Genomic DNA, 15,942 nt, shown 5'->3' on the forward strand with positions numbered 1-15,942 from the left:
TTATTGATTCAATGAGTTTTTATTGGCCTCTCATAGAGAAAATCCTTCTTTCTCGTTCAGCTGTTCTTTCTTTTAAAATTTTGTCCAAATGCTGATGAGCCACCTCTTCATTTCCTTTGCCAACCTGTGAAAAACGCAGTGAAACGCCACCCGGGATTAAACCGCGATTAAAGAACAATCCGCGGTAATCTGTTGCTGAGTAGGCTTGAGGCCTGTTGACATTGAACTCAAAAGACAAGTTTTGTAATGCTTTAACAACCATTGATTTAGCAGCATTAACCAAGTGCTCTTGCATTTCCGGAGTAAAATTCTCACTGTACCAATCCAAAGGTTTCGGCACATCAATATCAATAAATTTTTCGGGGTGAGATTGGGCTTTCAATTCTGCTATAACATTTTTCAAGACAAAATCATGCTTGGAAGCAATTTTTTGCTGACAAAAATTGCGTTGAAACAACCCTGGACCTGTACCATCATTGGTTTTACGCTCAATAATAGTTAGTCCTTTTTTCCTTAAAGCAAGACCATCAAATTCCTGTCTTTCACCACTTTCTGGAGAAATAACCTCAAAGGATTTGTACAGACTCACTGCCAACCGCTCGGAAAAATCCTTGATAGTCAAATACAACCGCGGATCGCTGGTTTTCAGGCTAGAAGGTTGAACAGATTGCATCAAACCCTCAGCAAGGTGACTTGGACCACTCAAAACCTGCGTGTCAACACCCACCTGCGGATCAGAATCACCTTTTTTTCCTTCCTGTTTTTCCTTTCCTTTCTCACGATTATTCATTGGAGACTCTAATAAATTCTCCTCATCATCAAAGATTTCCTTGCGCAAATTCTCCAAGGTTTCCTCACCATCAGAATCATAATCAATCAAATCTACCCCTTCCACGGTTTCACTCTCTTTAGGAGGATAATAAATTAATGGGGACACTGTTTTGAAATGTTCAAGATTATTCAACCAGCCTTGTAATAGTTTATCCATTCCATCAGATTGGCCCAACTCGTCCATAGCGCGTAAATATCGCTCTTGATAATCACGAGATTCGGGGAGTAAGGCTTTTTTATCTATTTCTTGATTTTTATCCTTCACAATCACTCTTAATCCCTCAAGATAGTGAATCATGGGAGGAATTGCTTTTTTTCTTTCGCTGACAAAATGCTGTCTGGCTGCTTCAATTCGTTTTTTATAGTACTCTTGTAATTCCTGCTTTTTGTTAGACCATGCCTTGGATAAGCCTTGTCCGATGTCTTTTGGCTTAACCGACCCTTTCATCATGATAGAATTCGCATCTTCGACAAATTGTTCATAGTAGTTCGCATAAGGAGTCTTTCCTTTCTGATATGCACTTCTCAGAAGACGCAGTTGTTGTTTAATATCATGGAATTCCTGGGCGTAGAGTTTTCTTTCCAGTTTCAAACTTTTTAGTTTATTTTTCAGTTGCTTAATTATGATCTCATCATCACTGCTAATCTCACCATTACTGCTAAACTCAGAAATTATCTTCGGAATTCTTTTGATTTCATTATCAATAGCGTTCAGCCTCCTTTCGTAGAATCCTAGAATTTGGCTGTGTTTTTCCAAATTAAAAACATCACCTGCTTTTAAAGATTGAAGGTGCTTATGACAACGACTCATAACATAAGCATAAGCTTTATATAAATCACCGTTATTATTGGTTTGTGGATCAGTTGAAAAATCAATATCCTCATCATCCCGTAAACTATCACGACGGCTATCTTCAAGCAATTTTAGTTCTTTTAGTGCTCTGCGAAGCCCTCTCAATTGACAGGGAATTTTAGGTATGTTGTTGTCAGGTTCAGATAAAAGTGTACGAACTACTCCTGTCGCTCTTACCACTTCATCAATCTCTTTAATGGTCTTGTGCAAATCATCACTCGATTGAGTTTTATTCAATTTATCAATCAATTGCCCAATTACTTTATCCAAAAGACCACAAACAGCTTGCTCTTCTGCCAATTTTTCATTATTTAAGAGATCAGCATACAAGGCTTTGAAATAAGGTGTTACCTTGCTATTTCTGGCAGGAGTATCCGGTAAGCACAGAATCGGGACATGAAGATTGAGCTGTCGTCCCAATTCGCTTACTCCGCCTTTGGCTAAAACGTCATTCCAATCCTCATTGACGGTTGGAGGTTCTTTGACAATGACACGATAACCGGCATCCATGAATGCTTGGCAAGCCTTTACAAACTCTAAAGTAGCGAGAGGATTACCCACAGGATCGTCATGATCCTTTAGTAAAACAACGGTTGCCCCAGGTGGATAATGAGTTTTAACATAGGCCAAGGTAGTAGGTAGTTCAGACACACCCATGGATGCCAATACCGAATAATTATTTCTGATCTCATCCAAACTCGCCACACTGGCTGCTGTTTCAACTCCTTCGGCAATAAAAACAACATTGACGTTATCTGTTTGATTAATAACAGCTGCTTTACCTTCCCGTAGAGGCTTGGTTGGCCCTAAATATTTTTTACAATAAAAATCTGAGTTTTCAGGATTTGTCGCTTTGTTTCCATCAGGGTCAATTTGTATTATCTGCAGGCCAACAAGTTCATCATCCAGATTACAAACAGGGACAAGCACATAATCTTTGTAGGGTTTATTTTTATCAAACTCCGGAATACCAATAGGACCTTTTAAGCTTCTTAACTGTAATTGTTCAGCCACGCCTGCCGGGATTTTTCGAGTTCCTACAATATAACGTTCAGCAGGAGTATCTTTTAAAGGTATGCTTCTTTTCCATAAATCATTGGCTAATTTAATGCTCCTTTTATCAATAATATATTTATTCAATTGATTAATTTCTGGAGTTGATGTCTTGCCCATACCAGTTTACCTCACTTAAATGAAGTGAAAATTTTGACATATTTAGCTTAAGGAAATATTAAAAAAACAACACAAAATGTCTACATATTAGACATATATTTTGGTGGTAAAAAAAGAGAGGTTGTTTTATTTTATAACTAATTAGAATTACCTCTGATGTACATTATGCGCAAATAACAGGCGGAGAAGAATGAAGTAAGAACAGCGCTTTTTATTTTCTTAATAACTCAGGACGAATCATCCAGGCAATACACCAATGAAGCCCGTCTGCTTTATCGAGGCAAACAAGACTGCCAGGTTCAAATGAAACCAAAATTTGATGTTCGTCTTCCACAACAAGTTGGCTGACCAGCTTGTTCATAAATGGCAAATGCCCTACAAACATTATGTTTTGTTTTAATTGATTAATCTCTTTTACCAATGGTATGACATCATCAAGTGGATCGAGACCAGCCCTGGATTCAACGCCATTTTTGCTGGAAATATGACCAGATAAACTCTCTGCTGTTTGTTGCGCTCTTAATTTTCCACTATGGTATACACAGGATACTTCGATTTTAAGTAGGGAAAGGAAATTGCTTAACAATTGAATATCTTTCTGACCCCGATCACTCAAAGATCTTTCAGGATCAATATCTTTATCCAAACTGTCACCATGTTGAACAAGAAAAATTTTCATATCACTCTTTTAATTCATTAGCTAATTTATTAAAGTGTAGACTCATTTGAGATAACAGATAAAAAAGCTTGTAATGAAACCTAAAATTTCAGTATTTATTGCAACAAGTCTCGACGGTTATATTGCAAGAAAGGATGGCTCAATTGATTGGCTTATGGAGGCAAATTCTCTCGCCTCCCCGGGAGAGGATTGTGGATATCGATCATTTATTGCCACCATAGATACGATAATTATGGGTCGTTATTCGTATGAAAAAGTTATAACATTTGATGAATGGCCATATGGATCCATACCAGTTATAGTAATGAGCTCAAAACCCATACAGATACCTGAACATTTGCGGCATACCATTTCAATTTCTAACCAGAGTCCTTCAGAATTAGTTAGTGAATTGGCTCAACATGGCATTCAACACGTATACCTTGATGGGGGTATTACTATCCAGAGATTTCTTCAAAACAATCTGATTGATGAGATAACCATCACTCTGATACCTGTTTTGATTGGTTCTGGCCGCCCTTTGTTTGGTTTTCTTGAGAATGATATTAAACTTAAACACTTGTCAACCAATAGCTATCCAGGTGGCTTTGTCCAAATTAAATATCAGATTGATACATAAACAGATACTTTAATTATGTTTACTTAGTAATTGTAATGCAACGCGCATTTGCTATGTTATGATGGTGTAATGCCAATTTACCACTAACAGGATAAGAAATGGATATTCGCTATTTGATCTATGCTTGGGGCAGCAGCATTTTATTCTTTCTTTATCTTTATTTAAGTTATCTGGTTATTATCCAACGTCGTAAATTTCATGTGCCGTATTTAACCAATAATGATAAAGCATTTATTGCTCGTTTTCGCGCGCATGCCAACTTCGCTGAATATGTTCCATTTACTTTAATTCTTATGGGAATATCTATTTTACTCCAGATACCCCCTTTATTATTAATTATTTTAATGTTTTCTCTGATTATTGCACGCTTGGGACATGCTTATGGTTTAATCAAGAAAGAAGCAAAAAAACAATTCAAATTTCGCTTTTTTTCGGTTGCAACAACATTCATTATCATGGGTATTTTAGCGCTCTTTAATTTAAGTAAAGCGACCATACTGTATATTGCTGTATAAATACTTAGATCATTTTAGATTTTTTGGCGATTTGACCTCTATAATTTATGAGAGAAACTATGAAGATACTCATAAAAAGTAATAAACAAATACAAATTGGCTTACACTTATTTCAGAAGCACTGCCCTACTAAACAACTCCTATTAAGTCGGATCATGGCAGATTAGTTCATTAAGGAATCGTATTATTAAAGGAAATAACAGGCTCATCATGCTCCTCATCATCTCCGCTACTGCTATTGTCATAGCTCCAATCTTCCCATACATCGTCTATAGAAAACTCCTCTTTAAACTCATCATATCGATTGTTTAATAGAAAATACATTTGCTCAAACCATTCATACATCTCACTGGGTAAGTCACTGTAAATATCAATTTCAATACCTTTAATCAGACCTATCCTATCATTGAGAACTTCCAGTTGATTATGTAAATGCTTAACCACCAGTCTGTAGTGCTCAAGGTTGTATTTATCAGGATTCAACAGGACATGGCTTATCATAAATTTTGTTTTTAATCTCAATATATCTACTTTGAACTGACAAATTTCTTTGTTCAAACCTTGCTTATCCTTTTTGAATAAGAAGAACCAATTAAAAAGGACATACTTTAACCTGCTCTCCAGTTTTTTCATTTCTACTAGCAGTAGCGGATCGAAATCTTTATTTTTGAGTAGTTCGCTATAAGATGACTCGATATGCTCTAAATCTTTCTCAAACTCTTTCTTGACTGATTGGTAAATACTCATACTTTTTTTGTCATACGGATTGATAGCAAAAAATTTTGTGTAAGCCACTAATACTCCAAATATTAAAGGATAAAAAATGTCCTAATTATAAATTACAAACAACAAATTGGAAATTAATTTTCCAGTTTAATTCTTTAAAACAATTATTTTATTTAGTAAGTAAGTTGGTTAATGTAATTCAAGCGTAATTCCTTTAATAAAAACTACAAGAGTAAAAAAAGTATTTAACTCTCTATGCTCTGTATATTACTGAGCATTCAGAATTTTAGAAGAATAAATCACTAAAACCCTTCTTTATATATTCTGACCAGACCAAACGTTAATAGGAATTGAGCTACATAATAGGTAAACATAACAAAAACCCTTACATCAGCATGGGTATAAATAAACAAATTAAGAGCCAAAGTTAAATCGGAAATTAAAAAGAACAAAGCCCCACTTCCAATAGTTAAAGTTTCGTTTTTTACCTGGAAAGCGCTAAATACCATAAGCATCAAGATGCAGAAATAAATCATTACTGGAATTAATAAGTCCCCAAGATATGGAATCATGAAAAATGCCACAAACCCCATCAATAGAAGAATAGGAAGATAGTAAAAAAAATATAATTTATTGAATTGAAATGATTTTAAAAATAAAGTGATATAAAAACAATGCGCTAACAAGAAGCAACCGATACCTAATTCCAACTGCAATGAAATAGGTAAAGTTAATACCACATCCCCGGCAAAGGAAAATACAAGTGCCAAGATCAGGAAAACTTTAGCCGATAAGAGAAGAGAAGTTCTAAATACCCCAAAGATTAAACAGGCTATGGGAATAGGTTTTAAAACAGTAGTAACAGGATATTGTATAAACGAAACACTGACTAAATATATAACAGCAGTAAACAAAAATATCCAGGACACTGGTTTTGAAAAAGAATAAGTCATAAATAGTCCCTTATTTTTTAAAATCAAAGCAATTGATTTGAGCTGTCTTGTATCTCAACCCTGTTAGCCTTTTTATTATATTCAATCAATTTTAGGGCTTGATATAGGTGTTGTTTTAGCTGAACCATCCCCATACAAATACGAATTGATTAAAATTAAAGCGCTCTCGGTTAATGTTAACGCCACCCCACTTAGTTTAACCACATTGAGTAAGGGAGTTGTTTCTCCAGTATCTGTAAAGGTCTCAAATGCCTGTAATGCTAATAAGGTGAATCCTGCAGTAAATTGCACAGCACCAACGATTTGTCCCATATAAGTATAAGCGGAATCATCACCCTTGTTTCGATAAAAACGATTACCAAAAAAACCTATCGCACCAACCACCATTCCACCAACCGCGGTTACAACATTACCATTAGTTACTTGCTCACTGGCTTTGCCTAATGCATACAGTATGGCAGGCCCTCTTGTTGCCAATTGAATATTCAGCTTTCTTGCATTTTCATAGACATCTGGACCTAAAGTGCCATGTTCTTCTGAATGTGATGGTGAATTTTCTGATTCATATTTTTCTTTTGCCATTATCAACTCCTGTTTAGCAAAATTCCGAGTAAGACATTATCCTTTCAATTTCTCAGATTATATCCACAGCCTTGCCTTATTATTTGACATGATCAGCCCCAATTTAACGTGACTTATGGATAAGATCAGCCGTTTTCTTGAATCGTTCCGGCTGAGGAGGCATTTATGCCGTCTCGAAGCCTTGTATGGAATTTAATGTTTCATGCTTAGGCTTCGAGACGAGGCTTACGCATCTCCTCAGCCCAAACGGACCCTGGATATCGACTGCTCCTTGTATAATCCTTATCCATAACTCAGGTTAATTTAGGTAATTCTCTATTTATCAATTTAATAAATTATCCAATAGCCGAAAAATCGAAGTATTTATTGTACCTAAACCCTCTCAAAATACCTACTTATTTCCAAGCAGGTGGAAATTTAATTTATCGTCTATAGTTAAATTAAATGCCTAAAATAATAAGAGATTTTCCAAATTGAAAAGAGGGGAAAATATGTTAAAACGCTTACTCGGTGTAGTATCATTATTTTTCATATTGAACCACCACTGCTTTGCTGAAGAACATGAAATCGCCATTACTATTGACGATTTGCCTTTTGTAGGCTCTGGGACAAGTACTCCAGGGAATCTGAAGCGCACCCAGGAAAGATTTATGGCCATAGTGAACACTTTGGTTGAAAATCAGGTTCCTGCCACGGGTTTTGCAATAGGTGGAGCCATAGCGAAAAATGAGTGGGAACTTCTGGAAATTTTTCGTAATCAAGGTTTTTCAATTGGCAATCATACCTATAAGCATCGTAGTTTAAATTCAATGACTGCGGAAAATTATATTGCTGATATCGAAAAAGCGGATACCGTTCTATCTCCTGTTATGACTGAGCCAAAATATTTCCGTTATCCTTATCTTGCTGAAGGCAGTGGAGAAAAGAAACAAAAAGTGCATGAATGGCTGGCTGCCCATCAATACACGATTGCTCCTGTCACCATAGACAGCAAGGATTATGAATTCAATGCACAATTTTACAGAATACCCTATAGACAAAGACCGCAACGATTAGCACAATTCAAAAAACGCTATCTTGCTTTTATCTGGCAACAGACCCTAAGAGCAGAAAAAAAAGCCAAGAAAATAGAAGGACAACCTGTTAAACATATTTTACTCATCCATGCGAATCTGATTAACAGTTTGTGTTTGGCTGATATTATTGAAATGTATCGAAGCAATGGATATAAATTCATTACCCTGCAAGAAGCTTTAAAGGGAAATACAGCTACTCCAATTAACGATTCATCATCAACTGAAGCGTTGAAATCGGAGACCGAAAAGAAAGAAATTACTGAGCCTCAATCTTAAAGAATATAAAGTTATTCCTTGAAATATGTGATTTACACTGCTATTGGGATTCATTATCACAAGACTGGTGAATTCCAATGGCCAAATAAAAATTGAAAAGACAGGACTTACACACCTACTTCAACTGCGCCAATCGCGATAACGCATGGGCCGGTAAAAGAAGCCAATAGTGACCCTCGTTCTTCATGTGGCCGGCAATCAAAGTGGCTTTGTCACCACCTCCCCAAAATACATCACCTCTTACTTTACCACGAATAGCTCCACCAGTATCCTGAGCTATCATCAAACGTTGCATAGGTTTATTGACGTCAGGATTTTTAATATCTGGTCTTGTAGTGTTTAACCACAGAGGTGCACCCATTGGTATCCATTGTTTATCAATAGCAAGAGAATAACCCGGTGTTAATGCTACACCCTGTGAGCCTAAAGCAGCTTCTAACGACAACTTACGGAAAAAAACAAATGATTTATTTTGATTGATTATTTTATCCATTTGTTTGGGATGCGCTTCCAGATACTTTTTAATCCTTTGCATGGAGGCATTATGCTTGGTCATAATACCTTTTTTTATTAATACACCCGCAATCGCAGTATAGGGGGCGCCATTTTGACCATCATAGCCTATAAAAATTCGTTTGCCATCTTCAAGCTCGATGATTCCTGAGCCCTGAATTTCTAAAAACAACCTGTCTACAGGGCTATGGATCCACACCAAAACACGTGCTGTGTCTTTAATTGCTCCTTTGTTAATTTCCTCTCGAGTATAAAATGGTACAACTTTATTACCTGCAATTCGTCCAATAATTTTCTTATTTTTTAAATTAGGAAGAAATAAACCCAAGTCAACAGTCACCAAATTACTGGGCAATTCATAAATAGGAACACTAAATTCCTTTGATTTGGTATAACTGCCTTTGATTAAAGGCATATAATAGCCCGTAAATAAACCTTTCACTGGTTTATCATCATAGAACTCCACAGGAGCAAACCACTTCTCAAAAAATAATTTTGCCGATTTTTCATCAACAGGATTTATTTTTAAAGCAGCATGACAGGCCGGATGCCAATCCTTTGCCTGTAAATCAATTTGTTCTGTACCAACAACACGTTCAGGATTTTGCTTTAGAAAGGCTCGGCAAGATGTTTGAAAGGTTTCCAACGATTTTTTAAGTTGGGCATTCTCCCATCCAGGTAAATGCTTAAAGCTTACCTGCCTGAAAGTTGGCTTGGGAGATTTCAACCACCACCATGCTGCTGCACTTAAGATAATTGCAGCCAAAGCTACTGTCAGATAAATTAGTTTCGATTTCATAGGAGGTCAATTTTTACACGTGATGGAGAAAAATGCAACTAAAAATTGTTGTTATTAGTCCATCTTACTATAAAAAACATCCAGTTATAATAGTTTTTTTTCTATAATTTCAACCAGTTAATGTTTTAAAATTTTTATAATCTGGCAAGTATCTCCAGCTAATCACACCTTCCTTAACCTGTAATTCCTCCTCTGGACAAGAGAACAAGTTGCCACCCGATTTGATAAACCTTAATTGCATGATGGAAAATTCCCTATACTTTTCGTATTGTAATACAGTAAATCTAAAATGGTGAGAAGCATGTTTTTGCCCATGCTTATCCAGAACCAAACAAGAAAATTCGTTCAGGTCCTCAATAAAATATCTGTATTTTTTTCTATCTAATATCAACAAACATCCTTTGTTGTTTACCAATTCGTTTACTATTTTATTGGCACCATAATCCTTTTGTTTATAACAATCCTTCCCCGCATACAAAGATGGCGAACGAGCCAGTCGCATCATCCAATGCTCCAACTGATAAAAATTTTGATGAAATGTCTCCTGCGTATTGAGTGCTTTATAGTGCAATAACACCTGTTGCAGACTTGCCAAAACCAATAAGCTCATCAAAAAAGTAATACAAAGCGTCATTAAAAGAATGAAACCGGAATTGGTTTTTTTCATAAGTTTCGTACCGATACACTGAACTTACGGAATTTTTCCTCATCGCTACCAATTGTCAAATCCAATACTGGCCTCTGTTTGACAATACGTCTGGCAACATAAAACTTATGAATTAATGGGCTTAATTCTTCTGTTTGAAACAATTTGTAATGTAATGTCTTTTCACCCTTTTCATTTTGTTTAGCAAACCATACTTCTTCCAGCCACTCTCCCAGGTAAGCAATTTTATCGTACTGGAACTTCAATGGTTTTTTTAAAGTAATCTGGTATCCATTGTTGAGTTTATCTATTTTTGAAACTGTATGTACCTCGGCATGCCTGCAATCAGAAATAATTAATGGATGTTTTATGTTTGAGATTACTGGTTCTTGAATCACTATTTGTGTTGGGCTCATAAAATTCAACACTTCCGTATAAACATCACTCATTCTATTAATACGAAGCTGAGCTTGTGGCAAATTTTCGATTTGAAAATTAATTATTTTTCTCTCTGCATGTCGAGAATCATAAGTTTTTAATTTCTCGGCACTTAAGCACGGAGTAAATCCAGCTTTTCTAATACTGTCGCTTAGTAGATCGCTGATCCAAAGCAAATCAAAATTAATTTCTAAAAGTTTTTGTGCCTTTAGATATTGAGGTTTGCTTCTTATATAAAACTGAATAAGAGTAATCGTTATAATACTTGCCAGGAAAAGACTAATTAACATCTCAGATAAACTAAATCCTGTTTGTCTTCTCATTTCAATTAGCATCCAGATCATAGGAGCGAATAATTGACTGGCTTTTTTTAAACCACGTAACATTCAAAATGATTTTCTTTTGAGATTGCCTGATGTCAAAATGATAATTTGAAGGTGGCAGAGGTAATCTATTCTCACTAATATATAAGGCTTCATCTACTTGATCTAAAAATTGGGAACCTTGAATTCGCCAGATAAGATGATTGATCAAATCTCTGGTTTTCAACTCTTGTCCCACTAACATCAGGACTACCGTCGTCATTAGCATTAATGACATGAGTACTTCCATTAGGGTGAAACCCTTTTGCTTGCTCATAATAAATCTCTTCCTGAGGTTGGACTGCACATGAAGGATAACTTCCCGCTAAAAAAAATTCAATATGCAGTTTTAATAAATTCCAAAAAACAAATTCATTCGTGACAGCTGGCACATGCTTAGGTAATATAAAAACATTTTTCTGTCTAGGAATAGAGTTATGTCTATTGATTTTCAACAATTACCGCATGCAGGAATACGTTCTTTGATTCCTTATGTACCAGGTAAATCCATCGAAGAATTAGCAAAAGAAAAAGGAATAACTGATATTATCAAACTGGCTAGCAATGAAAATCCATTGGGATGCAGCCCATTAGCCCTTTCTGTCATACAGAATATGTCCTCGCATTACATAGCAACATACCCATCGCCCTGGAACCATCCTTTAATGTCAAAACTTGCAAGTTACTTAAAAATAAAACCCGAGCAATTGTTTTTAAGTAATGGATCCGATTACCTGTTTAATATCTTGTTAAATTGTTTCGCTCTTCATACTGACAGGCATATCCTGACTCATGACTACGCTTTTAGCACTTATGCCATTCAAGCTAACTCACTGCAAATACCAGTAAATAGTGTACCTATTGGTAGCAACTGGGAAGTTAATATTAATGATATCCTTAATGCCTGCAATCAACAGACAGGAATTATTTTTATAGCGAACCCCAATAACCCAACTGGAGTACTGATCCAGCAAGAAGAAATTAAATATTTATTGGAACAAATTCCAAAAAGCACTTTGCTGGTTTTAGATGAAGCCTATTATGAATTTGCTGCCAGCCAATTAACTATCAATAGTTTGGATTGGCTTGAAGAACACCCTAATTTGGTTGTTACTCGTACGTTTTCAAAAATCTATGGTATGGCAGGTCTGCGTTTAGGTTATGCTATTGCCAATCCATCCATTATTAATATTTTAAAACGAGTACAATTACCATTTATAGTCAATCAAGTTGCTCTTGCCGCAGCCTATGCCGCCATTGATGATGATGAATTCATCCAATCAAGCCTCAAAATGAACAATGAAGGGATGTCGCAGCTACAGGCAGGCTTTAACGAATTAAATATAAAACACTTACCCTCCTCCTGTAATTTCCTTACTTTTGATTGCAAAGAGGATAGTATGACTCTTTATAATTACCTATTGGATAATGGCATAATAGTAAGGCCTCTGCACGCTTATAAGATGAATCATTTCATCAGGGTTACTATTGGTACCAAAGAACAAAATTCCAGGTTTCTAACAGCACTGAAAAGCTTTTATTTGTAACTTCTTTTTAAATTAAAAATAAAATTAAGGAATCAAAATGACTAGTGACTTAAGTAGTAAGCATTGTGAATCTTGCGAGGGAATAGGCGCTGCGCTCAACTCCGAGCAAATCAAAAATTTACTACCTCAATTAAACTCAAAATGGGAAGTAACAGAGAACAACCGAGTTATCAAGCGCGCTTTTTCATTTAAAAATTTTTATGAAACTATGGCTTTTGTCAATGCGATTGCCTGGATAGCTAATATTGAAAATCACCACCCTGATTTAGAGATTGGTTACAATTATTGCCGTGTTCACTTTATGACGCATGCACTTAATGGTTTAACTCACAATGATTTTATTTGTGCAGCAAAAATAGATAGGTTACTGGTTGAATAAAAAAATATTGGCTTTTTTTAAGAAGATAAGTTTTAACAAAATTTTGTAATTGTTTATCATCCGCTATCCGCTTCCTGACGGTCGCGGCTCGGTTTTGTCCAATCCGACGAGGTTCGGAGTAAGCGATAATCGGAGCCGCGACCGTCAGTAAGCGGATGATAATAAGACACCTACCTCAAGGCCTATCATCCACCTCTCTGCGGTGACTGGGTAGAAAATCCTTGTTATCCAAACCCATCGCTACTGCTAAAGCACCTGCAACATAAATTGAAGAATAAGTGCCTATTACTATTCCTATAATCAATGCCAATGAAAATCCATATATCGCTTCACCCCCATATACAAAAAGCGCAACCACAACAAACAGCGTCAGCACGGATGTCATGATTGTTCTGGAGAGAGTTTGATTGATTGAAATATTCATAATATCTATTGGGCTTGTCCGGCGAATTTTTACAAAATTCTCTCGAACACGATCAAAAACAACAATGGTATCATTCAGGGAATAACCAATAACAGCTAACAACCCAGCAAGAGCCTTCAGATCAAATTCAATTCCGAACAAAGCAAAAACACCCAGAATCAATACCGGATCGTGAATCAATGCCACTGCTGAACTTACAGCAAGCTTATATTCAAACCGCATAGCGATATAAATCATCGTTGCTAATAAAGACACAATAATCGCAAGAGCCCCTTTCGTTGCCAACTCTTGTCCAACTTGCGGACCAACAAAATCCACTCTTTGTTTTACTGCTCCAGGCAATACTTCCATAACCTGATCTACCAGCATGCTCTGCTGTTTATCCGCTCTGGGTGCAATGCTGATAAGTACATCTTTTGACGTACCATAACTAACCACTTGAGCTTCTTTAAAACCTGCTTTATTCAGGTTTTCTCTGATTAAAGGTAAATCAGCGGCTTTGGAGTAGCTGATTTCAATTTGCGTTCCACCAGTAAAATCCAATCCCCATTTCAAACCATTAATCATCAATGCGCCAATAGATACTACAAAAATCAATATAGAAAACAACGCAGTCCAACGGCGCGCGCCCATAAAATCTATTTTTGAATTTGGATTAAAAAATTCCATCTGAGCCTCGCCTTATATACCTATAGATAGTTTTTTGACATTACGCCCACCATAATACCAATTCACAATAGCTCTGGTGTAAGTAATACCAGTTAACATCGAAGTTAACAAACCTAAAGAAAGGACAACCGCAAATCCGCGCACCGGTCCTGTGCCCACCGCAAATAAAATGATAGCCACAATTAAAGTAGTCACGTTGGCATCCAATATAGTTGAAAACGCTCGCTCATATCCCGCATGAATTGCAGCTTGAGGAGACAACCCATTACGCAACTCTTCTCTAATCCGCTCATAAATCAAGACATTGGCATCAACAGCCATACCTACAGTCAAGACAATCCCCGCAATTCCCGGTAAAGTCAGAGTCGCATCAATTATGGATAACAATGCGCAAAGAAAAACTAAATTCAGCATCAATGCAATATCAGCAATTAAACCGAAAAAATGATAATACACGAGCATTAACACCAAAATTAACCCCATACCAACTTCCAGGGAAATAAGTCCTCGGCGAATATTTTCCTTTCCTAAGGTTGGGCCAACAGTACGCTCTTCAACAGGATAGATTGCAGCGGGTAAAGCGCCCGCTCTCAATAATAAAGCCAGATTACTTGCTTCTTTACTGTCAGTCAGTCCAGTAATCTGAAAATTACTGCCCAAAGCATTTTGAATCACTGGTGCACTAATAACTCGCTCTTCTTTCTTCGTTATCCGTTTTTCCTCACCATTAATTGTTTGTGTAGTCGTTTTGGTTTCCACAAAAACAATTGCCATGCGCTTACCAATATTTTCACGCGTAACCTTGGTAAACAAGCTCTCTCCCCCACCACCCAATTGAATTTGAACAGATGGAGAAGCCGTTTGTTGATCAAAACTGGACACCGCTGAAGTAATAGAGTCACCGCTTAAAACGACCTGTCTCTTCAATAAGATAGGATGGCCATCCATCATATATAACTTATCATTGACAGGAACTACTCCGGTTTGCTTTGCAATGAAAGGGTCATTTTCCTGATCAACCAAATGAAATTCCAAAGTAGCAGTACCACCAAGTATTTGTTTTGCTCTGGCAGCGTCTTGAATCCCTGGTAAATCAACAGCGACACGAGTAGCCCCTTGTTGTTGTACAACAGCTTCACCAACTCCGAGCTCGTTCACACGATTTCTCAAAATACTCATTGTTTGCTCAATAGTATTTTGTCTTATGGAATTTAATTCTGCTGGAGAAATGGCGCCTAAAATTGAATTTTGTGTTTTAGTTTTAACAAAAACCACATCAGATATTTTTTGTCTTAACTCAACTAAAGCATTTTCCATTGACTCCGAATCTCTGAAACGCAATTCAATCCCTTTATCTGATAAATAGCGTATACCTGAATAACGAATACCTGATTCACGTAGCTCTTGGCCAATATTTTTCATTATTCCTTCATAACGCCGACTTATAACACTCTCGACATCCACTTCAAGAAGAAAATGAACGCCGCCCCTTAAGTCCAAACCTTGTTTCATAGGGTCAGCATGAATTGCTTCAAGCCAATCTGGTGTTGAAGGCGCTAAATTCAAAGCCACTGTGTAATCAGAACCCAGGCTATTCTTAATGATATCGCGAGCCAATAATTGAGAATCAGTAGAAGAAAACACAACCTCTACTCCATCCTTTTCAACAACCAGAGATTTATAATCCACATTGGCATTTTTTAAAATGGACTCTACCTGATTTTTTATTGTCTCTGTATCTTCATCTGTACTTGCAGAAATTTGAACGACGGGATTTTCCGTATACAAATTCGGTATAGCGTAAACAAATCCAATGACTGCAATCACTATCAGCATTAGATTTTTCCATAGAGGATATTTATTTTGCATTTCTGATTCCCTA

General features: G+C 36.5%; 16 protein-coding genes. 5 read left to right on the forward strand and 11 right to left on the reverse strand.

Annotated features, from left to right (window positions below; genetic code table 11):
• Positions 1-19: 19 nt before the first annotated feature.
• The gene (locus OQJ02_RS09530) at positions 20-2,857 is read right to left on the reverse strand and encodes a toprim domain-containing protein (protein WP_322783385.1); all 2,838 of its coding nucleotides are present in this window, start codon (positions 2,855-2,857) and stop codon (positions 20-22) included.
• A gap of 211 nt (positions 2,858-3,068) precedes the next feature.
• The gene (sixA, locus tag OQJ02_RS09535; RefSeq protein WP_265718939.1) at positions 3,069-3,536 is read right to left on the reverse strand and encodes a phosphohistidine phosphatase SixA; all 468 of its coding nucleotides are present in this window, start codon (positions 3,534-3,536) and stop codon (positions 3,069-3,071) included.
• Positions 3,537-3,609: 73 nt separating this feature from the next.
• Here sixA and OQJ02_RS09540 point away from each other — a divergent pair, with 73 nt between their 5' ends.
• Positions 3,610-4,155: a dihydrofolate reductase family protein gene (locus OQJ02_RS09540; RefSeq protein ID WP_265718940.1), complete on the forward strand. Its 546-nt coding sequence runs from the start codon at positions 3,610-3,612 to the stop codon at positions 4,153-4,155.
• 98 nt (positions 4,156-4,253) lie between these two features.
• Positions 4,254-4,670, forward strand: coding sequence for an MAPEG family protein (locus tag OQJ02_RS09545; RefSeq protein ID WP_265718941.1), 417 nt, complete (start codon positions 4,254-4,256; stop codon positions 4,668-4,670).
• A gap of 171 nt (positions 4,671-4,841) precedes the next feature.
• On the opposite strand, the gene OQJ02_RS09550 is transcribed toward OQJ02_RS09545, so the two are convergent.
• The 3 genes from OQJ02_RS09550 to OQJ02_RS09560 all read right to left on the reverse strand — a co-directional run bounded on the left by OQJ02_RS09550 (position 4,842) and on the right by OQJ02_RS09560 (position 6,931).
• On the reverse strand, positions 4,842-5,465 hold the full coding sequence (locus OQJ02_RS09550) for a hypothetical protein (RefSeq protein ID WP_265718942.1): 624 nt from the start codon (positions 5,463-5,465) through the stop codon (positions 4,842-4,844).
• Between the two features lie 233 nt (positions 5,466-5,698).
• On the reverse strand, positions 5,699-6,349 hold the full coding sequence (locus tag OQJ02_RS09555) for a lysoplasmalogenase (protein ID WP_265718943.1): 651 nt from the start codon (positions 6,347-6,349) through the stop codon (positions 5,699-5,701).
• A gap of 81 nt (positions 6,350-6,430) precedes the next feature.
• Positions 6,431-6,931 carry a hypothetical protein gene (locus OQJ02_RS09560; RefSeq protein WP_265718944.1) on the reverse strand — a complete coding sequence of 167 codons (501 nt, stop codon included), beginning with the start codon at positions 6,929-6,931 and terminating at the stop codon, positions 6,431-6,433.
• 491 nt (positions 6,932-7,422) lie between these two features.
• On the opposite strand from OQJ02_RS09560, the gene OQJ02_RS09565 reads away from it, so the two are divergent.
• Positions 7,423-8,283 (forward strand): polysaccharide deacetylase family protein, encoded by an 861-nt coding sequence (locus OQJ02_RS09565; RefSeq protein ID WP_265718945.1) that lies wholly within the window; start codon positions 7,423-7,425, stop codon positions 8,281-8,283.
• A 115-nt stretch (positions 8,284-8,398) separates the two neighbouring features.
• Here OQJ02_RS09565 and OQJ02_RS09570 read toward each other — a convergent pair whose 3' ends face one another.
• From OQJ02_RS09570 to OQJ02_RS09585, 4 genes are all read right to left on the reverse strand, one after another.
• Positions 8,399-9,595, reverse strand: a complete 1,197-nt coding sequence (locus tag OQJ02_RS09570; protein WP_265718946.1) for a murein transglycosylase A — start codon at positions 9,593-9,595, stop codon at positions 8,399-8,401.
• Between the two features lie 109 nt (positions 9,596-9,704).
• Positions 9,705-10,262 (reverse strand): hypothetical protein, encoded by a 558-nt coding sequence (locus OQJ02_RS09575; RefSeq protein WP_265718947.1) that lies wholly within the window; start codon positions 10,260-10,262, stop codon positions 9,705-9,707.
• On the reverse strand, positions 10,259-11,002 hold the full coding sequence (locus OQJ02_RS09580; protein ID WP_265718948.1) for a PilW family protein: 744 nt from the start codon (positions 11,000-11,002) through the stop codon (positions 10,259-10,261). Before OQJ02_RS09580 ends, OQJ02_RS09575 begins: the two co-directional genes overlap by 4 nt.
• A 1-nt stretch (position 11,003) precedes the next feature.
• Positions 11,004-11,318, reverse strand: coding sequence for a prepilin-type N-terminal cleavage/methylation domain-containing protein (locus OQJ02_RS09585; RefSeq protein ID WP_265718949.1), 315 nt, complete (start codon positions 11,316-11,318; stop codon positions 11,004-11,006).
• Between the two features lie 160 nt (positions 11,319-11,478).
• Here OQJ02_RS09585 and hisC point away from each other — a divergent pair, with 160 nt between their 5' ends.
• A complete protein-coding gene (gene hisC / locus OQJ02_RS09590) occupies positions 11,479-12,588 on the forward strand; it encodes a histidinol-phosphate transaminase (RefSeq protein ID WP_265718950.1) in 1,110 nt (369 codons plus the stop codon).
• Positions 12,589-12,625: 37 nt separating this feature from the next.
• Complete coding sequence (locus tag OQJ02_RS09595; protein WP_265718951.1) at positions 12,626-12,967, forward strand: 4a-hydroxytetrahydrobiopterin dehydratase; 342 nt, start codon at positions 12,626-12,628, stop codon at positions 12,965-12,967.
• A gap of 175 nt (positions 12,968-13,142) precedes the next feature.
• Here OQJ02_RS09595 and secF read toward each other — a convergent pair whose 3' ends face one another.
• A complete protein-coding gene (gene secF, locus OQJ02_RS09600; RefSeq protein ID WP_010947716.1) occupies positions 13,143-14,060 on the reverse strand; it encodes a protein translocase subunit SecF in 918 nt (305 codons plus the stop codon).
• Between the two features lie 12 nt (positions 14,061-14,072).
• Positions 14,073-15,929 (reverse strand): protein translocase subunit SecD, encoded by a 1,857-nt coding sequence (gene secD, locus OQJ02_RS09605; protein WP_265718952.1) that lies wholly within the window; start codon positions 15,927-15,929, stop codon positions 14,073-14,075.
• Positions 15,930-15,942 lie beyond the last annotated feature (13 nt).

The organism is Legionella sp. PATHC032 (assembly GCF_026191185.1).
In the GTDB taxonomy this organism is placed as follows: domain Bacteria; phylum Pseudomonadota; class Gammaproteobacteria; order Legionellales; family Legionellaceae; genus Legionella.